Source organism: Asticcacaulis sp. P4_H10 (assembly GCF_056400965.1).
Genome location: NZ_JBFUKH010000001.1, coordinates 718,187 through 740,731, shown reverse-complemented (window position 1 = coordinate 740,731; position 22,545 = coordinate 718,187). Strand labels below are relative to the sequence as shown.

Below are 22,545 nucleotides of genomic sequence, written 5' to 3'. Positions count from 1 at the left end.
TGTAAGACAGAACGCATCGCCTCGACGTCGGCCGGGGCAGCCGATCGCTTTACCTTCAAGATATGAGGCCGGCGGCTCCCTGGCTCAGGCGCCAGGGAGCCGACAGGATTACTTCTTGGCCGGCAAGGCGGCCAGATCGGCATCGATCCTGGCCAGCAGGTCGTCCGTCAGCGTCGGGATGTACTGCTGGAGTCCGGAGAGAGTCAGCCCACGGCCCATGCCGATCTGGGGGCTATTGATCACGTCCGGAATGTACTTGTTCAACACTGCCTTGGCGGCGGGGTCATCAAGCATGTCGCCAAGCGGCGTGATCTTGCTGGCATAATGTCCGTCAGCCGTTTTCGTGGCGGGCGGCGGCGCGGGCGGCAGATCAGCGGCCGCAGCCGTCACATCCATGCGAGCCTTCCAGGGGTCAACCTGCGCGACAGGAACGCCTTCCGGGGTAAAGATCATCAGCACATCGGCCTTGGGATCATATTGCGGCCAGTTGGGCAGGCCCGCGCCGTTCGGATTGCCGGTCTTGGCAAAATTGGCCCAATAGCTGTTGGTCTGATCGGCGATCCTGGCGTCCGTCGCCGTCAGCTTGTCACCGTACTTGGCCTTGACCGTGTTCATGACATAGGGGATTTCCGTCGCGTGGGGCGTGCCCGTCTTCCACTCATTCTTCATCGAATCCGCAACGTAGCCGAAACGGAATTCGTAGGCCGGAATGCCCTGCTTGGCGATCGTGGCCGCGACGAAACGCGATGGCTCGACCATCATCTTGTCCATGGCAATCTGGGTATTGATTTCCTGAAGCGATTTGGAGCCGTCCGGATCGTAGGCGGCCTTGGCCTGCCCAGCAAACTTGCCGAAGGCTGCGAAGGCGGCTTCCTTGCTTGGCGCGAACCCAAACCCGATGTCCGCTGTATCCGCACCGATCATGAACGGCACCTTGGCCTGACGCGCGGCTTCGTAGACGCTTTGCGGGGCTTCGGCGACGATGACGCCGTCAACCATCGGACCGCCATAAGTCTCTGCGGCGCCTTGCATGGTCATCATGCCGAGACCGTCATTAATCTGCTCGGCCGAAAGTTTGCGCAAAGCGGCCAGGGCTTCAGCCCCCGTGCCGGAAATGCCGTTCTTTTTGGCGAGATTGGCGCCCAGGGTTTCCGACGACGGCATATTCGGCTTATCCGTCTTCAGCTCCCGATTGCCCATCAGATTGCCACGGCCACCGCCCGATTGCACGATCGCCTTGGCGAACAGGCCCTTCGCCTGTGTGCTGGTCATAAGCATGTGGACTGAGCCACCGCCTGCGGATTCACCGAAAATCGTCACATTGGCCGGATCGCCACCGAAGGCCGCAATATTGGCCTGGACCCACTTCAGGGCGGCAATCTGGTCCATGTAACCGTAATTGCCCAGCAGGCCGTTGTCCTTGTTTTGCTTGGTCAGCTCCGGGAAGCCGAAAAAGCCGAAGCGGCCCAGGCGATAGTTCGCACTGACCATGATGACGCCCTTCCTGGCGAAGGACGAGCCGTCATAGACCGAAGGCGAAGACCCGCCGTTGACGAAGCCGCCGCCGTAAATCCAGAAGATGACGGGGAGCTTGGCGTCCTTCGCCACCCCTTCCGGGCGCCAGACATTGACCACCAGACAGTCTTCCGCCGGCGTGGTGCCCAGGGGGGCAGCGTCGCCGCCGAACGGAGTCTGCATGCAGTCATGCCCGTACTCGTCGGCGACTTTTACACCCGACCATTTGGCGGCCGGCTGTGGCGCGCGCCAGCGCAGATCACCGATGGGAGGCGCAGCAAACGGAACGCCCTTAAAGGATTCAACGCCATCGGCCACAACGCCCTGGACCGGGCCGGCTACGGTCTTGACCGGCTGTGGTGCGGCTGCGGCCGACAAGGCAAACACCGACAGACCGGCAGCGGCAACAGCAGTCAAAGCCTGACGGCTTACGGACGAAATGGATTTCAAACGCATGGTTTCCTCTTCTGATCCTTTTGCGGATCTCATTATAAACTGTTGATATTCGTCCGGTTTAGAAGGCTTTGATCAGTTTCAGACTGAAAACACGGGCGGTTACGCTGGAATTGGCAGGGCGTCCCAATCGATTCACCGGCATCGGACGCCTGGCAGTCACGATTGTATCCCAACTTGCCTGACTGTCTTGACGGAAGGCGACCGTGCTCAGCACCTCCGGATCAGCGACGATAGAGTTCGACTCGGGATTTTGTTGACGTGCATGTTTTCCTTCCCGTGGCATTAAGCCATCTGTCGTTTCTTTTTTTGCACCAGGACGGCCTGACGGCGTTCACCCATGGCTGTCTCCCACCCACCCAACCTGACGAATTGAGAAAACGTTGTCAACGCAATCTCCGTCTTTAAATCCCGAGCCTAGATGATCCGACGGGCAAGACAATCTGACGCAATAACGCGATTACAGCGCTTACAATGAAGGCCAACGACGTCCCTTTAGCAGACGGATGCGGACAGTTATCCAATATAATCAATACACAAAACGAATACACACCACCATAAACCCGTTGTAAATTATAGCTTCTTCAAATCATCTTATAAAAAAACGTAATAGTAAACCGCCGAACAGGCCCATTCCGCCAGATCGTTTCAGCGCTGAACTGTTGCGACGGGGCAACATATTGGCCGCGATTATCGTACGATTGGGCAACGCTCACGCAAATCGTCATCCCCTCTTAATACTGTGCGCAAAACCGCCTTGACTCGCGTAGAAAATCGCCAATACTACGACAACGTTGTCTAACGGGGGACTTCTCAAGCGTTTTCCCAACCCCGTTGGCAATCGATCGCGGCCGGCTCTCTTCCGGTTCGCGCTTTTGCGCGCCCCTCCCCTTGGGGCGCGCACCTTTTCAATCCATAAATGTCGGCGCACGGCTTGATCGTCGAACGGCATAATACCCAGGGACGATCCATGAAACCGACCTCTTCTATCGCCGCCAAACTATCGAGAGCCGCCTCAACCACCGCCCTGCTCATTGCCCTCGCCCTGCCCCTGGGCGCCGGTGCAGCCGAGACAGCTCCGTGGCAAGACAAATCCCTGAGCGCGGATCAGCGCGCGGCGCTGCTGGAAAAGGCGTTGACGCCGGATGAGCGCTTGAGCCTGGTGCATGGTCCGATGGCCATGATCTTCTTCCCGGGCATGAAGTTGCCGGAGGGCGCGATCGGGTCGGCCGGTTTCATTCCGGGCATTCCGCGCCTGGGCATACCTGCGCAGCAGGAAAGCGATGCCTCCCTGGGCATCACCAATCCGGGCAATGTGCGCCCGGGCGATACCGCCACAGCCCTGCCATCGAGCCTGTCGCTGGCGGCAACCTTCAACCCCGAGCTGGCCTTGAAGGGCGGGGTCGTGGTCGGCAAGGAAGCCCGTTCACGCGGCATCAATGTCCAGCTGGCCGGCGGCGTCAACCTCGCGCGTGATCCACGCGGCGGCCGCAATTTTGAATATGCCGGCGAAGACCCCCTGCTGGCGGGCATGATTGCCGGGTCGGCGATCAAGGGCATTGAGAGCCAGAATGTCATCTCGACGATGAAGCATTTCGCGATCAACGACCAGGAAACAGGACGGAATTTCGCCAACAGCGTCATTTCCGAATCCGCCATGCGCGAGTCGGATCTGCTCGCCTTTCAGATTGCGCTCGAAGTCGGCCAGCCAGGCTCGGTGATGTGTGCGTATAACCTGGTCAATGGCGCCTATGCCTGCGGCAACGACCACCTTTTGAACACGGTCCTGAAAGGGGATTGGGGTTACAAGGGCTACGTCATGTCCGACTGGGGAGCGGTGAAATCTACCGACTTCGCCATGAAGGGGCTCGACCAGCAGTCGGGCGAACAGTTGGACAAGCAGGTCTGGTTCGGTGAGCCGCTAAAGGCCGCTATCGCCAACGGCACCGTGCCGGCAGCCCGCCTGTCCGACATGTCGCGCCGGATCCTGCGCTCGATGTTCGCCGCCGGCCTGTTCGATTCGCCGGCGCCCGTCACGGTTGACCGCGCGGCCAATGCCGAGGTGTCGCGTCAGGCGGCGGCCGAGGGCATTGTCCTGCTCAAGAATGAAGGCAATTTGCTGCCCCTGGCTTCGACCGCCAAGACTATTCTCATTGTCGGCGGCCATGCCGATGCCGGCGTGCTCTCGGGCGGCGGCTCCTCCCAGGTCACGTCCGACGTCAACCAACTGGCTATCCCGGTTGGCGGCGAAGGCATGATGGCGGCCTTCAATCGCATGAACTTTCACTCGTCGTCTCCCGTGAAAGCCCTGAAGGATCGCCTGCCAAACGCGAACATCCGGTTTGACACGGGCCGGTATCCGGCCGAGGCCGCACGCAAGGCCAAGGAAGCGGACCTGGTGATCGTGTTCGGCAATCAATGGATGGCCGAAGGCGATGACGCAGCCGACTTGAGCCTGCCGGATGGGCAGGACGCGCTTATCAGCACTCTGGCGGAAGCGAATGCCCGCACGGTCGTGGTCCTTCAAACAGGCGGCGCCGTTACCATGCCCTGGCTTGCAAAGACACCGGCTGTGATCGAAGCCTGGTATTCCGGAGAGAAGGGGGGCGAAGCGATTGCCGACGTGCTGACCGGCGCGGTCAATCCGTCGGGCCGTCTGCCCGTTACCTTCCCGCAGTCCATCGATCAATATCCGCGCAGCGTCATGCCTGGCCTCGGCCTCCCCGATGGCCAGGTGTTCGACGTCCGTTATGATGAGGGCGCCGATATCGGATACCGCCGGTTCGCCACCCTCAAGCAGAAGGCGCTTTTCCCGTTCGGTCGCGGCCTGTCCTATACGCAATTCGCTTATTCCGATGTGAAGGTGACCGGTGGCAAGACCCTGACGGTCACCTTCAAGGTGACCAATACCGGCAAGGTCGCGGGTAAGGACGCGCCGCAGGTTTATCTGGACCAGGCGCCGGCCGGAGCAACCAAGCGTTTGATCGGCTTCTCCAAGGTATCGCTGGCGCCGGGCGAAAGCACCACCGTAACAGTGACTGCCGATCAGCGCCTGCTGTCGCGGTTCGATGAGACAACCCGCAAGTGGGTACAGCCTGCCGGCCAATATGGCATAGCCGTGGCCCACGATGCCGAGGATGACGGCGTCAAAGGCTCAGCCGTCCTTGCTGCGGCCAGCCGCAAACCCTAGTGTCGTGATTTCGAAGTTCGTACGATTTTGATATCGACCTCCGAAACGAATTTCGAAATCGAGAACGACACTAGAATCTAAAAGTTGCGAGTGTCCTTTTGGTTCTGAAAACCATTTACTCTGACCACAAACGGATTAAGTCTCGGGGGCGACTTCCGAAAGCCCTCCGAGACCCATGAAAAACCTGACGATTGTTGATATTGCGCGCGAAGCGGGAGTTTCCATCAAGAGCGTTTCGCGCGTTCTCAATCACGAACATGGCGTAAGCCCCGCAACAAGGGCCCGCATTCAGGCGATCATCGACGCTCATGGCTTCAAGCCGAACGCTGCTGCCCGGTCCCTGCCCGGTTCGCGCAGCTATCTGGTCGGCCTCATGATCTACGGTGACGAGATCCACTACTACTATAGCGCTCTGCAAACCGGCGTCATGCGGGCTGCGCGCCGTCACGGCTACCATATGATCATGGAACCCATGCTAGGTTATGAGCGCGAAGATCGCCTCACGGTCCTGAAGCGCCTGAGCACTTCGCGCTTCGACGCCATAATCGTGCCGCCGCCGATGTGCGATGATCCGGTCATCCTCGACATGCTGGAAGAGCTAAAAATCCCCTATGTCCGGGTTGCGCCTCGGCTGCAACTGGAGCGGTCCTCCTACGTTTTCATGAACGACAGTCAGGCAGCCTACGAAGCCGTCGACCATCTGTGGCAACTGGGCCACCGGGATATTCTGTATGTCGGGTTCCGCGAAACCGGGGCGAGCGAGGATCGCTACCAGGGCTACACGCGCTATTTCCGCGACAAGAGTCTGGTGCCGCCCTACCCCTTGAAGGAGGTGGATTCAGCCACCGCCAAGGGGGCGATCGCGGCCGGCGAAGCCATCATGTCCTCCAATATCCGCCCGACCGCCATATTCGCCGGAAACGACATGATCGCCTTCGGCCTGATGACCGCTGCGGCGAAGTACGGACTCAACATACCCAATGATATTTCCATTGTAGGCTTCGACGACAGCCCCGGCGCCGAAACCGTCTGGCCGCCGCTAACTACCATTCGCCAGCCAATCGCGGACATGGGCGAAACCGCGATGGATTCCGTCGTCAAGGGACTGGGGGGTGACCTGGCCGTGAAGACGAAGGAAGTTCAGAAACTGGACTTCAGCCTGGTCATTCGGGGCACTACAGCAGCGCCGAGGTAAACCAATTCCGACGACCCGATTTGTTATCGTTATGGATCTATAAAAAATTATAATAAGTATTCATTTAAGTACTTAAAATATAAAATGCACGACACGCATTGACACAAAGCATATTTAAATATTTATCTCTGTTTAACAATACAAACAGGGACAACAAAGCCCATGCTGGCCGTCATTGGTCTCGTCGCGATAGTGGCGCTTCTTCTCATGGTAATGACGCAACGTGTATCGTCACTGGTGGCCCTGGTGATTGTAGCCGTCGGCGTGGCGCTGGCGTGCGGCTACGGGCTGGGCACCGGCAAGCTGATCCTTGCCGGCATAGAAAAAATCGCCCCGGTCGCCGGCATGTTCATCTTTGCCATCCTGTTCTTCGGTGTCATGAGCGATGCTGGCCTGCTTGATCCCATCATTCGGCGGATCATCGGTATTGTCGGCAATAAGCCCGCCCGGATTACTGTAGGGACCGCGGCGTTGGCCCTGTTGATTCACCTCGATGGATCGGGCGCCGTCTGTTTTCTCATCACCATTCCCGCGATGCTTCCGCTCTACGATGCGCTGCGCATGGACCGGCGGGTACTGGCGTGCTGCGCATCGCTCGCCGCCGGCGTCAACTTCCTGCCGTGGACCGGCCCAACGATACGCGCCTCCGCCGCACTCGGGCTGCCGGTCGGCGACATCTTCAATCCCATGGTTCCTGTTCAGGCTGTCGGCCTGATCTTCGTGTTTGCCGCGGCCTGGTGGCTGGGCAAGCGCGAAGAACGACGCTTGGGCCTCCATCTGGCTGGCGCGGAGATCGCGTCCACGCCGCAACTGCCACCAGGCGATCCGCTGATCCGTCGCCCCCACCTCTTTTGGGTCAATCTGGTCCTGGCCTTGATCGTCATGGCCGTGATGGTCAGCGGCCTCGTCGAGCCGGTCGTTGTCTTCATGACCGGCCTGGTGCTGGCCCTGCTGATCAATTACCCCAACGCCAATGATCAACGGGTGCGGATCGAAGCGCATGCGCGCGCCGCCCTGCTTATGGCCGGCGTCCTGTTCGCCGCTGGCGCCTTTACCGGCGTTATGAATGGAACGGGCGTGATAAAGGCGCTGGCGACAGAAGCGGTTGCCCTGGTTCCAGCCGGCGCCGGGTCTCACATTCCCTTCGGCCTTGGCCTGGTGTCGATGCCGCTCAGCCTGATGTTCGACCCAGATTCGTTTTACTTCGGGGTGCTGCCGGTTGTGGCTGAGGTTGCCAAACCGTTTGGCGTTCCGCCGATTCAGGTCGCCCAGGCTGCCCTTCTCGGCCAGATGACCACCGGCTTCCCGGTCAGCCCGCTCACGCCTGCGACGTTCCTGGTGGCGGGCCTGAGCGGCATCGACCTGGGCGCGCATCAGCGCTTCACTATTCCCTGGCTGTTCGCGGCATCCGTATTGATGACCTTTGCCGCGGTACTTTTTGGATTGTTCCCGATATGAGTTCCTTGCGTATTGGCTGCGGCGCCGGCTTTTCCGGCGACCGCATCGACCCTGCCGTGGAACTGGCCGAGCACGGTGACCTCGACTACCTTGTCTTCGAGTGCCTGGCCGAACGTACCATTGCCCTGGCGCAGATCGCTCGGCGTGCCAATCCGAAGGCGGGGTTCGATCCATACCTCGTGGAGCGGATGGAGGCGGTTCTCAACCCCTGTCGCGAACGGGGCGTGCGCATCATTTCCAATATGGGCGCGGCCAATCCTCTAAGCGCGGCCGACGCGGTGATCGATGTCGCACGCCGCCTCGGTATCAAGGGCCTCAAGGTGGCGGCCGTCACCGGAGACGATGTCCTCGATCAACTGGATTTCGACGCCACATTGCTGGATCGGCCAGGCCAGGTGCGGGATTTGCGCAGCGCGCTTGTGTCGGCCAACGCCTATACCGGCGCCGACGGGATTGTAGCCGCCCTGGCGGCCGGCGCCGATATTGTCCTCACGGGCCGGGTTGGCGATCCGGCGCTATTCCTCGCCCCCATGGTCCACAGGTTTGGCTGGGCGGCCGACGACTGGGACCGGCTGGCGCAAGGCACGGTCATAGGTCACCTTCTGGAATGCGCCGGACAGATCACCGGTGGGTACTTTGCCGATCCTGGGCTTAAGGATGTGCCGGACCTGGCCCGCCTCGGTTTCCCGATTGCGGAAGTCGCCGCCGACGGAACCGCCGTCATTACCAAGGTGACCGGGTCTGGCGGCATGATCACGCCGGCGACCTGCAAGGAGCAGTTGCTCTATGAAATCTTGGATCCGGAGGCTTACCTTCAGGCGGATACAGTCACCGACATACGCAATGTCTCTTTTCAACAACTCGCGCCGAATCTCATCCAGGTGAAAGGCGCCAAAGGGCGACCGCGACCGGAAAGCCTGAAAGTGACGCTGGGTTATCTGGATGGTTTCATGGGGGAAGGGCAAATATCCTATGCCGGTCCCGGCGCCGTTGCGCGGGGACGGCTGGCGCAGGACATCCTGCGCCAGCGCCTGGGAGACCAGTATGAGGATCTGCAATTCGACCTGATCGGCGTCGACGCCATAACGGCCGCTACCCGGTCACTGCCGTCGCCCGAGCCCCATGAGGTCCGGGTGCGTGTGGCGGGCCGCCACGGCGATCAATTCCATGCCGCACGGATTGGCCGTGAAGTCGAGGCGCTCTACACAAACGGCCCTTCGGGCGGCGGTGGCGCATTTTCCGCCATCAGACCCGTGATGGCCGTGGCGTCGACGCTGATTGACCGGAAACGTGTCATCCCGGCCGTCCATGTGAAGGTGTCCTAGGATGAAGTTGCGCGACCTGGCTCATATCCGCACCGGCGACAAGGGCGACACCTGTCAGATTTCGGTAATTGCCTACTTGCCGGAACACTTTACCGATCTCAAGCGTCATCTCACCACCAGCCGGGTTCGCGACTTTTATGCGGGCCTGGCCAGCCGGACGGTCAGGCGGCACGAGCTGCCGGCGCTTGGGGCTTTGATTTTTACACTCGAAGGCGCGCTGAAAGGCGGCGTCACGCGCTCCTCAGCCCTCGACCCCCACGGCAAGACTCTCGGCGCCTTGCTGCTCGATATCGACCTGCACGGGGAGGACTGACCTTATGAACAGGCACTGGCTCACTGCGACCGCTCTTGGGACGCTCGCCGCAACCACGGCTGTGCACGCCCCACCCGCGCACGCCCATGTCACCCGCGTCGTGATAGACAGCCGAACGCTACTCGAAGCGAGGGGCGGTCCGAACGGTGACATCGCCTATGAGGTGCTGAACGGCCACTTTGAAGGGGCGTTGGATCCAGCGGACGCACACAACCAGATCATTACTGATCTTGCCTACGCGCCACGTACGCCCACCGGCAAGGTCGCGTACGGCGCCAATTTCACGGTGATCAAGCCCGTGGATATGTCGCGTTCGACCGGCGTCCTTTACGACATGATCCCCAACCGTGGAAATGGCGAGGCCCTTGTGCCCGATCCGTTTGGCCATGTGCATGTGATCGTCGGCTGGCAGGGCGATATCGCCGCGAAACCGGGGCTCTACACCGCCCAGGTGCCGGTAGCCAGACAGGCGAATGGCGCGGCCCTGACGGGCCCGGTCTTCGTTCGCTTTGTCGATATGAAGGCGGGTACGAATACGCTTCCGCTCGTGGGGGGCCTGGGCGCCGGCGTCTCGCGTCCTTTACCGGTATCGCTGAAGACAAGTAAGGCCAGGCTGTTTTCCCAGGCTTCCGACACCGGTCCGCAAATCAACATCCCGGCTGCGGACTGGGCGTTCGCGGACTGCACCCAGGCCCCATTCCCCGGCATTCCCGATCCAACAAAAATCTGCCTCAGGCGCGGCTTCGATAACCGGCTCAGCTACGGCCTGACCTATACGGGGAAGGATCCATTGGTCCTTGGGATAGGCTTCACCACCACGCGCGATTTCGCCAGCTTCCTGCGTTATGACCAGGGTACCGACAATCCACTGGCGGGTCAGATCAAATGGGCCATCACCACGGGCACCTCGCAGTCCGGCAATTATGTCCGGTCATTCATTCATCTTGGCTTCAACTCTGACGAACACGACCGGATCGTCTTCGACGGCGCCAATCCGAACATCGCTGCCCGGCAGGTGCCGTTGAACTTCCGCTTCGGCGTCCCGGGTGGCGCGGCCAACCTCTACGAACTCGGCAGTGAGGGCGTCCTGTGGTGGGGACGATACACCGACACAGCGCGCGGCCTGAAAACCGCCAGCCTCCTGGACCGCTGCATGGAAAGCCGCACCTGTCCCAAGATCATCGAGACCTTCGGCGCGGCGGAAATCTGGAATTTACGGATGTCCCCCAACCTGGTGGGCACCGATGCAAAGGCGGATATTCCCCTGCCGGAGACCGTCCGGCGCTATTACTTTCCTGGCGTCACCCACGGCGGGGCGCCAGAAAGCCGTAATGGCGGCTTTGTGACAATCGCACAGCACAATCCGGCCATTGCCTGCACCCTGCCTGACAATCCAAATCCGTCATTGCCGCTCTGGCGCGCCGCCGTCGCCAATCTCGTCGACTGGGTCAAGGATGGCACCCTGCCCCCGCCGAATGCCTATCCGACATTGGCGCGTGGCGATCTGGTCGCGCCGACCGCCGTGGCCATGGGCATGCCCCGTCTGCCGGGTGCTGTAAAACCGGACGGCCTTGTCAACCCGCTCGTTCAGCAGGACGCCGGCAGCGGCTTCGTGGCGGCGGACCTGAGCGGCGTCCCGTCCCGCATGCCTCCGCGCCAAGTACGCATTCTGCCGACGCTTGTGCCGCGCGTCGATCCCGACGGTAATGAGACGTCCGGCGTCCTCAGCGTTCAGATGCGCGTGCCGCTTGGCACCTATACGGGCTGGAACGCCCACGCTTCCGGCTACGACAAGGGGAAGTACTGCCTCTTCCTCGGCGGCTTCATACCGTTCGCGCAAACAAAAGCCGAGCGCATCAAAAACAACGATCCGCGCCCCTCCCTGGAAGAGCGCTACGGCACGCACGACGGCTTTGTCACCCGCGTCCGATCGGCAACGGCCGACCTGGTCGCGCAACGACACCTACTGCCGGCAAACGCCCGATCCATTGTTGCAGCTGCCGAAGCCAGCGGAGTCCTGAAGTGAAAACACGCCTGGCTCTGATGACAATCGGCCTGGCCCTCCTTGCGAGCGAGAGCCGTGCCACGGCATGCGATGACCTGGCGGTCCGCCCACCTTCTGGCTTGCGCATTACTGCCAGCCAATCGGCCTTGCCGGGCACGCCGACGGTGTGCCGTGTTCAGGGGCGTGTGTCGTCAGTTCCGGGCTCCCAGATCGGGTTTGAGCTGTGGCTGCCTACCAGCAACTGGAACGGCAAGTTCCAGATGGTCGGGAATGGCGGGTACAGCTCGGCCCTGGACACGCGCGCCATGACGGTGCTGATCAACCGGGGCTATGCCGTTGCCGCGACAGACACCGGTCATACGGGCGACGATCCGGATTTCGTCGTCGGCCATCCCGAAGCCCTGGCCGACTGGGGGCATCGTTCGGTCCATGAAACGGCGGTCGCCGCCAAGGCGCTCGTTGCCAGCTTCTACGGACGCGCCCCTCGCTACAGCTATTTTTCCGGATGCTCGACCGGCGGCCAGCAGGCGCTGATGGAAGCGCAACGCTACCCGACGGATTTCGACGGGATCATCGCCGGCGCCCCCGGCAATAACCGCACGCGGCTGAACCTTGGCTTTCTCTGGCTCTATCGCGTCAGCCACCGGGCCGACGGCAGCCTGATACTTCCGCCCGCCAAACTCCCCCTGTTGAACGCAGCCGTGCTGGACGCCTGTGCGGGCAAGGACGGCGGACTGCCGGACGACCGCTTTCTCTCTGCGCCTGGTCGTTGCCGCTTCAGGCCGGAAAGCCTCCAGTGCAAGCGGAATGTATCGGACCAAAGCCAATGCCTGACGCCCGAAGAGGTCAGGAGCGTCCAGTCAATCTATCGTGGCGCGCACAATCCGCGCACGCGTGCGCGGCTATACTACGGCTGGGCCAAGGGAACTGAAATGGGCTGGCCGGGCTATTGGGCCAACCCTGCCAAGCCCGGTGAGCCGGCGCGCCTGAGCTTCTGGCAGCATTGGATCTTTGATGACCCGGAATGGACCGCCGCCCTTTTTGACTTCGATCAGGATATCGCGCGTCTTGACCCGGCAGGCCGTTCGATAGATGCCGTCAATCCCGATCTCTCCGCCTTTGCAAAAGCGGGCGGAAAACTGATCCAGTTTCATGGAATGGCCGACCCTGTGGTCCCGCCCGACGAGTCCATCACCTACTACGAACAGGTCTCGGCAAAGGCTGGCGATCCCTGGGACTTTTTCCGCCTGTTCATGGTGCCGGGCCTCGGGCACTGCCAGGGCGGCCCGGGACTGACCTACGTGGCGACCCAGGAGGCCTTGGAGCGCTGGGTGGAAGACAATGAAGCCCCGACCACGCTGCTGGCCACGCGTTTCAAGTCGATGAACCCGGCGGACGGCGCGTCCTTCACGCGTCCTGCCTGCCCCTATCCAGCCCAGGCCACCTACGATGGCAAGGGCGACCGAATGATGGCGTCCAGCTTTACCTGTAAGGCGCCGAAGTCCCGACGGTCAAACGGGCTTTTGCGGTAAGGCGGCGTATCCCAGCGCTTCGGCCGATGTGAACGCGTCCGGCAGTTCAGCCGCCAGCAAGGCCGAATAAAGTGCGTCCGCTGTTGCGCGCAGGCGCGCGCCCGGACGTTTAATGATGACGATTTTCCGGGTCATCCCGTCCCCGGTTACCGCTCGCGCGACGACGTCCGGGTAGATGTTGATCTCGACGGCTGACGACGGCAGCATGGTGACTCCCAGGCCTGCCCGCACCATGCTGACGGCGGTCGCCATATAGGTCGCTTCGCAGGCAGGCTTCAGGGGCAGGCCGCTGGCCGCAAAGGCCAGGTCCACCATGCGGCGCACACTCGTTTCCCGGTCCATCATGATGAAAGGATGGATAGCCACGTCGGCAAGCGTCACAGTATCGCGTTCTGAAAGGCTGTGGCCCGCGGGCATGACCAGCATCAATCGATCCTGGCACAGGTCTACATATTCGAGGTCGGTTTCGCGCTCGCCTTCCACCCCAATGCCGAAATCGACCTCTTCGGCGCGGACCATGCCGGCAATCTTCTTGCCGACAGCGTCGCGCAGAATGAAGGACAGGCCTGGATTGACGGCTTTGAAATCGACAAACAGCGAGGCCAGAGCCCCGGTGCAAAAGCTCGGCAAGGCGGCGATACGGACAACACCGCGCTCTGCCTCGGTAAACTCGGTCACATCGGCGATCGCGGCATCGAAATCCCGGATCATGCGCTGAAACACCGGATGGAGTTCGCGCCCTTCGCGAGTCAGTTCCAGTACACGGACGCCACGATCGATCAGTCTGACGCCGACCTGTTCTTCGAGCTGGCGCACCCGGACGGTCAGGGCCGGTTGGGAAAGGGAAAGCAGTTCGGCCGCCCGCGTAAAACTGCCTGCGCTGACGACGGCGAGAAATGCCCTGATTTGCCGCAGGTTGACGTCCATCAAGGCAAGCTTCCCCTTGTTACCTGTCCGCGTGTCGCGGTCTTCTCGAAAGGTATTATGGCAGAATACCTATTATGGCAAAGAGCACGTCGCTATATTTCGCGCAGTTGCTGGTTGGGGATCTTCAGAATGACAAGCTCAGCAGCCGTCATAGTGTCATCACCGCGAACGACTCTGGGTTGTCATTCCACCGGTAATATGGTGATCTGTCATAACAATTAAAAGCGGGGGGAATAAATGACCAGGCTCTACACCTTACTCGCAAGCCTTCTGTTGCTTGCAGCCTCTCAGACGGCTGCGCAGGACGGCGACGCCGTCATCGTGCGGGGGACGATTCGGCCCAAGCCGGCGCCCGAGATCGCGCCGCCGCCGCTTGACCTGTTCGTCGCCCCGCCGCGCGTTGAGCAAATTGGTCTGTCGCCAGATGGTAGTCGCTTTGCCTTCGTGACGCACAAGGGCGGTCTGCGCCTCCTGACGACCTATGTCATCGCAGATAATAGCAATCAGGTCATACGGCTGAGTGACGACTCGTTGTCGGCCATCACCTGGCTCGACAATGACCATATCCTGTTGTCAAACACCCAGAGCGGCCTTCGCGGCACATGTCCTTCTGGCCTGGATAGCTCGTTGAAGGCGGCACAGGCTTCGTCCGACTATAGCTACCTCATGATTAAGACGGCTCTTGAGATGCAAGATGACAGGCTTAAGATGGATGCCGGGGCCGATGAGCGCATGATCGCCCAAGCCAGGGCGATAGCCCTCACCCCTCCGCCCTGTGCCAGTTATGGCGTGCGGTCGCACGACGCTGCGACGATCGTCAATCTGCGAGACAAGACAAACATAACGCTCGGCAGCCGGTTGACCGGCGATTACGACCACATGGCTCTGGGCTTGCCGAAGCTGGTCACGATCGACGGCAAGGCGCAGCTGACGGGCGCCTTTCTGGAACTGCGCGACAAATCCATCGGCGGCCAGGTGGCGCAGCGCGTCTATCTGTGGCGCGTCGATCCCGATACCGGCCGTGGCCGTATCGTCGATGATCGCGGCGGTGATATCGACCGCACCGGCAGCTATGTCGATGACTGGATGCTGGACGACGCCGGCAAGCCCGTGGTGCGGGCGACCTACAGCTATTTCGACACGACATTTGCCATCGAGACGCTTAAAGGCGGTAAATGGACGCCTATCCTGAAACGCAAGATCGACCGCCTGGCCAAGAACACCTTCGTGCCGGCCCTGGCGGGCTTGGGACGCGACGGCCAGTCGCTGCTGATCCTCGATGCGGTCGATGCTCCGGATGGTGCGCGCAACTTCCACTATTACGAACTCTCAGCCGACGGAAAGCTGTCCGAGGCGCTCGACAAGCGCGACGCGACGCGCGACCGGCCGATCTTCCACCCGCAGACCGGCGTGCTGGCCGGCTTCGAGCACGATGGCGAGGTCAAGACCTACACCTTCTTCGATCCTGACCTGGCCGAATATTACAAGGTGGCGCTCGAGATGACGCCCGACAAGACCGTCCGGGTCGCCGCGCTCTCAAAGGACATGGATCAGATGATCCTGTTCACGCAAGGCGGCGACGATGCCGGCTCGTGGCACTAYTACAACTTCGCCACCAGCCAGCGCGTCGATATCGGCGACGACTATCCGGCGCTGCCSGCYGAATGGATCGCCTCCCAGCGGCAGGTGAAATACAAGGCAAGCGACGGCATGGAGATCCGCGCCATCCTGACCCTGCCGCCCCAGGGCGAGGCSARGAAKCGCGCGCTSGTCGTCCTGCCGCACGACGGCCCGCTGGSSCAYGAYCGCCGCAGCTATAACTGGCTGGCGCAGATCCTGGCCTCGCGCGGTTATGTTGTCCTGCAACCGAACTACCGTGGATCGGACGGCTATGACATGGCCTATACACGCGCCGGTTACGGTCAATGGTCAGGCCGCATGACCTCCGACATGGCTGATGGCGTGCGCTATCTGGCGGGCCAGGGCATTATCGACGACAAACGCGTCTGCATCGCTGGACAGGGCTATGGCGGTTACGCCGCGCTTGCCGGAGCGAACAGTGGATCGCCCTATCGCTGCGCCGCCGCCATCAATGGCATTGTCGATCCGCAGGACTATGCCGCCCATTTGACGGACGGCAATGAAACGGACGCCATGGCGGCCCTGAAGGCCGATCCGGAGCATCCCCGAGCCTTCCGCGCCGATGCGGCATCACCCAGCCTGGCGCTGCGCTATTTCGGCAGCCAGACCCCGCCGGCCATATCGGCGGCTTCGGTCGACGTTCCGGTCCTGCTGGTCACGGCAAAGTACGACAAGAACATCCCTGCCAGCCAGAGCCGTGCCTTGCGCGACAAGCTGCAGTCGGCGGGCAAGGCCAACACCTATGTCGAACCGGAGGATTGCGTCCACGACCTGAGTGCGCCGACCTGCCGGCTGGATGTCGCCCAGGCCATGGTCGACTTCCTGGCCAAATATAATCCGTCCAGGTAGTCGATCGTCTAGATCTTTGTTCTTTCGCGATATTTATGGTGAAAACCGCTCCACACTTTTCGCCATATCGCTCTCGGATCGGTTTAAGCGCTGCTCACTCCGCGCTGGTCACGCTGTCGAACATCAAGGCAGCCGCGCCAACCGCGGCTGCATAACTGCCGACTTCTGAATGACGGACAATTTGTTCGTCCCACAGGGCGCCCAAATTCAGAGACAGACGACGGTTGAGCTCAAAGCACAAACTACGTGACAATACGGCGGGCAACCTGCCTCCGACATAGATGGCGTTCGGGTCGATGGCATACATCAGGGTGACAAGCGTTGGATACAGGTAGTCGGCAATTTCGGCGATCCAGCCCTGGACACACGGCAACTTATCGAGTTCCGGAACGTCCAGGTCACCGGGCGAAGATGCGCTCACGCCGGAGGCGGCTAAAAGATCATAAAGCCGTGAGATCAGCAGTGCATCGCCCAAAGTCTTATCGAGACGCGTCAAGCGCGGTCGGAAAGGATTGAATTGGGGTAGAAAGCCTATCTCTCCGCTGCGGCCACGCGCCCCCCGGTAATATTGCCGATTGACCACCAGACCGCCGCCAAGCCCGGCGCTTAAAAACACATAGAAAAACGAGTCCGCTACCAGGCCGCCGCCGAAAACCATTTCGCCCACGGCAGCAGCAGCGGCATCGTTCTCCTGGAATACAGGAAGATCAATAATCCCGTCGAGAAGTTGATCAGCGCCATAACCCCGCCATTGACGGTAAGAATCTGGCTGTCCAGGCAGGGTAAGGTCGCCCAGATCGTCCGGAATCGCCACGCCTATTCCGGAAATGCGCGACCAATCCCCCGATACCGAAGCTAAGGCCTCAAGGATATGACAGCGCAGGAAGGCACGGACCTCGTCCGGTGTTGAAAAAGCGGTTTCGTTATTGAAATGCGCGCGGACCCGGCCAGCGAAATCTATGACGACTAAACTGAGATGATCGCGATCAACGTTCAGGCCAAGGGCAAAGGCCCCATCGGGATTGATAACCAATTCCGTTGCGGGCTGTCCGCGTGGACCGTTCTTGCGACCATCAGCAACAGTCAGACCTTCGTCACACAACTGCTTGGTAATTTTGAAGACGGACGGTACGGACAGGCCTGTAAGTCGTGCGATTTCCGACCGGGCAACACGACCGCGCGCACGAATAGTCTGAAGGACAAGTCCGCGGTTATGTTGTCCAGCATGAACTATATTGGCGCCGCGAAATTGCGTTGCCCCTCTCCGCGGCGAAAGTGCGTCCTCGGGCAAGTTTTTGAACTGCTTCGATCGCATCGTCGCTTGTCGTTTGAAATCACCGGACCATGCAGTCATAATGTGCCCTCCCTGCAAATTATACCGTCACCAGACCCGCGGACTTGTCAAGAAAATTAGTTATAAAGTAGAATGTTTATATATTAAATCATTTTACTTAATATAATACCAATATTCAATAGAGGCTACACCATGGCGTTGCCAGCAATTACATGCACAATCGTGCAGATGCGAGCGCACTTGCTAGAACTCGCAGCGGCTTCACATGCGCCCTCGATCCGGACGCGCGGCACATATTAGAAGGATGCCGTGTCTTTAGGTAAATGTGCTGCGGCAATGCCTGTCGATGAAATCCTGATGGCCAGGCATGAGCCCTAACGACCGTGTAATATCGTCCTCGATGCGCGTCATACGCCGCACCAGTTCTTCTTCCGGGATCATGTCGGCGATCGGATGGTATCGCTTCGGCTCTATGTTCTGCCCGTGCATAACCGCCAGCCAGCTTACTTCGCTGAACAGCTCATTGTCGTGACGGTATTGCCGGGCGTTCTCCTTGTATATCGCCAGCCGATCCGTCAAGGTTTGCGGAACGGCCATGGTGCGGCAATAATTCCAGAACGGGCTGTCGTCACGCTCCGTGGCGTAATAGTGCAGGATGATAAAATCGCGGACCTGTTCGTACTCAAGCCGGGTTCGGGCGTTGTAGTAGTCGATGTCAGGCTGATTGAAGGCCTTGTCCGGAAAGTTTGCCATCAGGCGGGCAATGGCCGTCTGGATCAGGTGTATCGACGTCGACTCGAGGGGTTCAAGGAAGCCGGAAGCCAGGCCCAGTGAAATGACATTCTTCTTCCACGGCGTCTTGCGGATGCCAGCCGTGAACCGCAGGAAATTGGGCTCCGACAGAGGTGCGCCGTCGAGATCGCTGTTCAGGCTTTCCAGCGCGTCTTCGTCGGATATGTAGGCACTGCTGTAGACGTGACCATTGCCGGTTCTCGACTGAAGCGGTATGCGCCATTGCCATCCAGAGGCCTTTGCGGTTGCGCGGGTATAGGGCAAGGGATCACCGACCTTCTCGCAAGCCCGTGCAACGGCGCGGTCGCAAGGCAGATAATGACTCCAGTCATCGTACCCCGCCTTGAGCGTCTGTTCGATCAGCAGTCCACGGAAGCCGGAGCAATCGATAAAGAGATCCCCCTCGACGGCTTCGCCGCTTTCCAGGACAACGCTTTGGATGTTGCCGGATTCCGGATCCTGAACGACCTGGGTAATGCGGCCTTCCGTCCGCTTCACGCCGCGCTTTTCCGCGTGTTCGCGCATCAGACGCGCATACAGGCTGGCGTCGAAATGAAACGCGTAGGAAATGGAGGTCAGCGCCGTATTTATCCGGCCCGGATCCGGACGTTGAAATTTTTCGGCGCGTGCGGCACGCACCATGAGATTGTACTGGTCCAGAGAGGGCGCTTTGCCCAGCTGGGCATAACGCAGCCAGAAATGGTGAAAATGGATGCCGTCCATATTGGCGCCATAGGGGCCGAAGGGATGGATATAGCTCTGCCCCAGCCGTCCCCAGTTGACGAACTCGATACCCGTCTTGAAAGTTGCATTGGTCTTCCGGATGAAGTCGTTTTCGTCCAGTCCCAGCAGGCGATTAAAATAGAGAATGTGGGGGATGGTCGCTTCACCGACGCCGACCGTGCCAATGGCTTCGGACTCGACAACACGGATAGCCACCTCGCCGGCCGGCATAAGCTTCGACATGCCGGCCGCAGTCATCCAACCGGCGGTGCCGCCGCCAACGATGACGATGTTACGAATTCTCAAGTCTTGCATGGCTTCGATTCTGCTGAATGTCAGGCCCGTTCGGCCGGGCAGTAGTTCTGGATGAAGGCGGAATGTGTGGGCATTCGCCCCGCCTCTGCGGCCATCGCCGCACGCATGGAGCCAAGGCTGCCGGCCACCTGGTCGTATGGCAGCGCTGCAATCACCGGATCACAGGTTTGCGGCACGATGCCCTGGCCGAGGAATACAGCCACCCAGCTGGTGCGCGAAAACAACTCCTCCTCGTAACGGAAAGACCGGCCAGCCGTCCTGAACAGGTCGATCTTGTGCTGTAAACTGTCGGGGATACTCATATTGCGGCAGTAGTTCCAGAACGGCGTATCATCGCGTTCAGTGGCGCAATAGTGCAGGATGATGAAGTCACGCACCTGTTCGAACTCGGTCCGCATATGCCGGTTGTATTCCTCCCGGATGACGGCAGGCAGCGACGCGTCCGGGAAAAGCGCGATAAACCGGCTGATGCCTTCCTGTATGAGATAGATCGAGGTCGATTCCAATGGCTCCAGGAAGCCGGCGGAAAGCCCGATCGCGATGCAGTTGTTCTTCCAGAAGGTTTGCCTGTGCCCGGCCTTGAAGCGTATCTGTCGTGGCGTCCCCATCACTTCGCCATCGAGGTTCGCCAGCAGGATCTCGGTGGCCTCGTCATCCTTCATGAAGGCCTGACTGTAGATATGGCCGTTGCCAGTGCGTGATTGCGTCGGAATTCGCCACTGCCAGCCCGCGGGCCTGGCCGTTGATCTTGTGTAGGGTAAAAGGGGACCTGCGTGCTTGCACGCCACGGCTTGCGCCGCGTCGCACGGCAACCAATGGCTCCAGTCGTTATAGCCCACACCCAGGGTTTTTCCGATCAGCAGGGCACTGAAGCCCGTGCAGTCAAAGAAGAGATCGCCATTGACCGTAATGCCATTATCGAGCCGAAGCGACGCGATATTGCCAGACTCAGGCGCAAGGACAACCTCCTCGACCTTGCCCTCGATGCGGCGCACGCCACGGTCTTCGGCATAGTTGCGCAGGTAGCGCGCGTACAGGGTCGCGTCGAAGTGGTAGGCGTAACGGATATGCGCGCGCGGAGAATTCAGATTGGCGCCCGGCAGGTCGAACTTTCTCTGTTGTGCGGCGACGGCACTCATACAGTAGTCTTCGATCGGGTGCGGATTGCCAGCGGCGCGGGCGCGTAACCAATACTGGTGGAAGTCGAAACCGTTCATGTCGACGCCATGCGTGCCGAACGGGTGAATATAGGTATCGCCCTTGCGTCCCCAGTCGACGAATTCGATGCCCAGCTTGAAGGTCGCGTGGGTCGCCTTCATGAACTCGTCTTCCTTAAGCCCCAAAAGACGATTGAAGTTGATGATATCCGGTATCGTCGCTTCACCGACCCCGATGGTGCCGATCTGGTCGGACTCAACGAGGGTAATGGAGACCTTTTGCGGATCAACCAGACTGGAAAGGGCCGCAGCCGTCATCCAGCCGGCCGAACCGCCACCCAGGATAACGATTTCCTTCAAGTAAGACGTCACGGTTTATTCCTTGTTTGCCGCAGATAGTCGGTCAGGCCATTCAGGTACGCGCCATGCGGCGGCATGGAACGGACGACGCCGGCGATCTCCCGGCGCAGGTTGGACAGGTAATTCTTCACGCCTGCCCGGTCAGCGCGGTCGGCGGTGTGGTCGTAGCGGGCGGGTTTGCGCTTCATGCCGTAATGCAGGATGAGCCAGTCTTCGGGACTGAACGGCTCGAGATCAAAAGCGACAGGCAGTCCGCGGCTCTCAAACTGTTCGATCTTCCGCAGCAGGCGTTCGTCCGCCGGCATGCCTGTGACGGCGCTCCAGTAGGAAGCCCCTTCAACGGGCGGCGTCTCAAACAGCGCCCGCATGAACAGGTCGGCATGGACATAGTCAGCTTCTGCCTGACGGTTATATTCCCTGCGCTCGACTGCCATATCGTTCGATACAGGCAACAGGGTCAGAAGCCTCTCTATATCACGCTGCAGCAAAATCATGGGTGCAGGCGTTAGCGGTTCGACCACACACGCCGCTTGTCCAATGCCAACGCAGTTGCCCACCCAGGCAGCCTCTCGCCGGCCGATAGTTGCCGTCGCGGACGTCATGGCGGCAGCCGCGTCGTGAGACTCAAGATCAGAGGCTTTCTCCGCGCCGGCCATAGTCAGCGACAGAATCGCAGACCGCAGAGGAGTCTGGGCGCGCCATCCGTCGACATCACCCGTCACGATCGTGGCTCCGCCCAGTGCACCATCTGCAGGCGTGCGGACAAGCTGTGCTGCCAGACGCCGGTTGCCGAGTGTCTTTGCGCCGGCCTGTGACAACAGAAGGGCCTGCGGCCCGGTGGCATCGACCCACAGGTCCGCTGTCAGGGACTGTCCGTCGCTCAGGTGAACAGCCCGGACAGTGCCATCGACGAGATCCAGACTGGCAATCTCGGCGTCGATCCGCGAAATGCCACCCCGCGCAGCGGCAATTTCGAACAAGCGTCCGTAATCCGCCACGTCAAAATGGTAGCCGTATTCGGCGCGCGATAAAGGACTATTGCTGTCTTCCGGAGGATGGGCGAAGGCGCCACGCCGGGCGGCCAGAGCCGACACCAGGAACGGCTCAAGCTCTTCGACGCCTTGCTGGGTCAGGTATTGGTGAAACTGCACCCCTTCAAGGACTGGCAGAGGCAGGTGGAAGGCCTGAACCCAGTCCAGCTGACGCCCGCCCCAGGACTTGTAATGCGTACCGTAGGAAAAGGTCGTATCGCCATCCAGTATCAGGTCCGGCTCGGTAACGCCGAGCGCGAGATTGAACGCGTAGGCGCTGGGCGGCGCCAGATTGCCGTAGAATATATCGGCATCTGCCGCCGGCTCACAGGCAAGCCACGTAATGTCCAGTGCTTCGCAGGTGTACGCGGCAAGAGCCGCGGCGGTCATGCGGCCCGCCAGCCCTCCCCCGCAGATTACGATTTTACGTCCTGCCGGCTGGCCAGATGATGCATTTGTCGAATTCATAG

Annotated in this window: 14 protein-coding genes; 8 read left to right on the top strand and 6 right to left on the bottom strand. The window is 60.4% G+C overall.

What is annotated here, in order from left to right:
• Nucleotides 1–108 precede the first annotated feature (108 nt).
• On the bottom strand, nucleotides 109–1,971 hold the full coding sequence (locus AC1DON_RS03235) for a carboxylesterase/lipase family protein (protein ID WP_476933287.1): 1,863 nt from the start codon (nucleotides 1,969–1,971) through the stop codon (nucleotides 109–111).
• A gap of 967 nt (nucleotides 1,972–2,938) precedes the next feature.
• On the opposite strand from AC1DON_RS03235, the gene AC1DON_RS03230 reads away from it, so the two are divergent.
• The 7 genes from AC1DON_RS03230 (at nucleotide 2,939) to AC1DON_RS03200 (ending at nucleotide 12,986) form a co-directional block, all read left to right on the top strand.
• Nucleotides 2,939–5,158, top strand: coding sequence for a beta-glucosidase (locus AC1DON_RS03230; protein ID WP_476933286.1), 2,220 nt, complete (start codon nucleotides 2,939–2,941; stop codon nucleotides 5,156–5,158).
• Nucleotides 5,159–5,333: 175 nt separating this feature from the next.
• Nucleotides 5,334–6,353 carry a LacI family DNA-binding transcriptional regulator gene (locus AC1DON_RS03225; protein WP_476933285.1) on the top strand — a complete coding sequence of 340 codons (1,020 nt, stop codon included), beginning with the start codon at nucleotides 5,334–5,336 and terminating at the stop codon, nucleotides 6,351–6,353.
• Nucleotides 6,354–6,515: 162 nt separating this feature from the next.
• A complete protein-coding gene (locus AC1DON_RS03220; RefSeq protein WP_476933284.1) occupies nucleotides 6,516–7,811 on the top strand; it encodes a CitMHS family transporter in 1,296 nt (431 codons plus the stop codon).
• Nucleotides 7,808–9,136, top strand: coding sequence for an acyclic terpene utilization AtuA family protein (locus tag AC1DON_RS03215; protein WP_476933283.1), 1,329 nt, complete (start codon nucleotides 7,808–7,810; stop codon nucleotides 9,134–9,136). Before AC1DON_RS03220 ends, AC1DON_RS03215 begins: the two co-directional genes overlap by 4 nt.
• A 1-nt stretch (nucleotide 9,137) precedes the next feature.
• Entirely contained in the window at nucleotides 9,138–9,449 is a 312-nt protein-coding gene (locus AC1DON_RS03210; RefSeq protein WP_476933282.1) for an AtuA-related protein, read from the top strand.
• A 4-nt stretch (nucleotides 9,450–9,453) separates the two neighbouring features.
• Complete coding sequence (locus AC1DON_RS03205; RefSeq protein WP_476933281.1) at nucleotides 9,454–11,475, top strand: alpha/beta hydrolase domain-containing protein; 2,022 nt, start codon at nucleotides 9,454–9,456, stop codon at nucleotides 11,473–11,475.
• Nucleotides 11,472–12,986 carry a tannase/feruloyl esterase family alpha/beta hydrolase gene (locus AC1DON_RS03200; protein WP_476933280.1) on the top strand — a complete coding sequence of 505 codons (1,515 nt, stop codon included), beginning with the start codon at nucleotides 11,472–11,474 and terminating at the stop codon, nucleotides 12,984–12,986. The genes AC1DON_RS03205 and AC1DON_RS03200 overlap by 4 nt, the downstream gene beginning before the upstream one ends.
• Here AC1DON_RS03200 and AC1DON_RS03195 read toward each other — a convergent pair.
• Nucleotides 12,966–13,913 carry a LysR family transcriptional regulator gene (locus tag AC1DON_RS03195; protein WP_476933479.1) on the bottom strand — a complete coding sequence of 316 codons (948 nt, stop codon included), beginning with the start codon at nucleotides 13,911–13,913 and terminating at the stop codon, nucleotides 12,966–12,968. The genes AC1DON_RS03200 and AC1DON_RS03195 overlap by 21 nt on opposite strands.
• 237 nt (nucleotides 13,914–14,150) lie before the next feature.
• Here AC1DON_RS03195 and AC1DON_RS03190 point away from each other — a divergent pair, with 237 nt between their 5' ends.
• The gene (locus AC1DON_RS03190) at nucleotides 14,151–16,403 is read left to right on the top strand and encodes an alpha/beta hydrolase family protein (RefSeq protein ID WP_476933279.1); all 2,253 of its coding nucleotides are present in this window, start codon (nucleotides 14,151–14,153) and stop codon (nucleotides 16,401–16,403) included.
• A gap of 94 nt (nucleotides 16,404–16,497) precedes the next feature.
• Here the strand turns inward: AC1DON_RS03190 and AC1DON_RS03185 are convergent, their stop codons facing one another.
• The 4 genes from AC1DON_RS03185 to AC1DON_RS03170 form a co-directional block, all read right to left on the bottom strand.
• Nucleotides 16,498–17,757 (bottom strand): ROK family transcriptional regulator, encoded by a 1,260-nt coding sequence (locus AC1DON_RS03185; protein WP_476933278.1) that lies wholly within the window; start codon nucleotides 17,755–17,757, stop codon nucleotides 16,498–16,500.
• Between the two features lie 255 nt (nucleotides 17,758–18,012).
• Nucleotides 18,013–19,527: a tryptophan halogenase family protein gene (locus tag AC1DON_RS03180; protein WP_476933277.1), complete on the bottom strand. Its 1,515-nt coding sequence runs from the start codon at nucleotides 19,525–19,527 to the stop codon at nucleotides 18,013–18,015.
• 20 nt (nucleotides 19,528–19,547) lie between these two features.
• Entirely contained in the window at nucleotides 19,548–21,056 is a 1,509-nt protein-coding gene (locus AC1DON_RS03175) for a tryptophan halogenase family protein (protein ID WP_476933276.1), read from the bottom strand.
• Nucleotides 21,053–22,543: a tryptophan 7-halogenase gene (locus tag AC1DON_RS03170; RefSeq protein ID WP_476933275.1), complete on the bottom strand. Its 1,491-nt coding sequence runs from the start codon at nucleotides 22,541–22,543 to the stop codon at nucleotides 21,053–21,055. The genes AC1DON_RS03175 and AC1DON_RS03170 overlap by 4 nt, the downstream gene beginning before the upstream one ends.
• Nucleotides 22,544–22,545: the final 2 nt, after the last annotated feature.

Excerpts from the sequence above, each read along its gene's own strand:
- AC1DON_RS03235 (WP_476933287.1), bottom strand. The coding sequence starts at position 1,971 with ATGCGTTTGAAATCCATTTCGTCCGTAAGCCGTCAGGCTTTGACTGCT.
- AC1DON_RS03230 (WP_476933286.1), top strand. The coding sequence starts at position 2,939 with ATGAAACCGACCTCTTCTATCGCCGCCAAACTATCGAGAGCCGCCTCA.
- AC1DON_RS03225 (WP_476933285.1), top strand. The coding sequence starts at position 5,334 with ATGAAAAACCTGACGATTGTTGATATTGCGCGCGAAGCGGGAGTTTCC.
- AC1DON_RS03220 (WP_476933284.1), top strand. The coding sequence starts at position 6,516 with ATGCTGGCCGTCATTGGTCTCGTCGCGATAGTGGCGCTTCTTCTCATG.
- AC1DON_RS03215 (WP_476933283.1), top strand. The coding sequence starts at position 7,808 with ATGAGTTCCTTGCGTATTGGCTGCGGCGCCGGCTTTTCCGGCGACCGC.
- AC1DON_RS03210 (WP_476933282.1), top strand. The coding sequence starts at position 9,138 with ATGAAGTTGCGCGACCTGGCTCATATCCGCACCGGCGACAAGGGCGAC.
- AC1DON_RS03205 (WP_476933281.1), top strand. The coding sequence starts at position 9,454 with ATGAACAGGCACTGGCTCACTGCGACCGCTCTTGGGACGCTCGCCGCA.
- AC1DON_RS03195 (WP_476933479.1), bottom strand. The coding sequence starts at position 13,913 with ATGGACGTCAACCTGCGGCAAATCAGGGCATTTCTCGCCGTCGTCAGC.
- AC1DON_RS03185 (WP_476933278.1), bottom strand. The coding sequence starts at position 17,757 with ATGACTGCATGGTCCGGTGATTTCAAACGACAAGCGACGATGCGATCG.
- AC1DON_RS03180 (WP_476933277.1), bottom strand. The coding sequence starts at position 19,527 with ATGCAAGACTTGAGAATTCGTAACATCGTCATCGTTGGCGGCGGCACC.
- AC1DON_RS03170 (WP_476933275.1), bottom strand. The coding sequence starts at position 22,543 with ATGAATTCGACAAATGCATCATCTGGCCAGCCGGCAGGACGTAAAATC.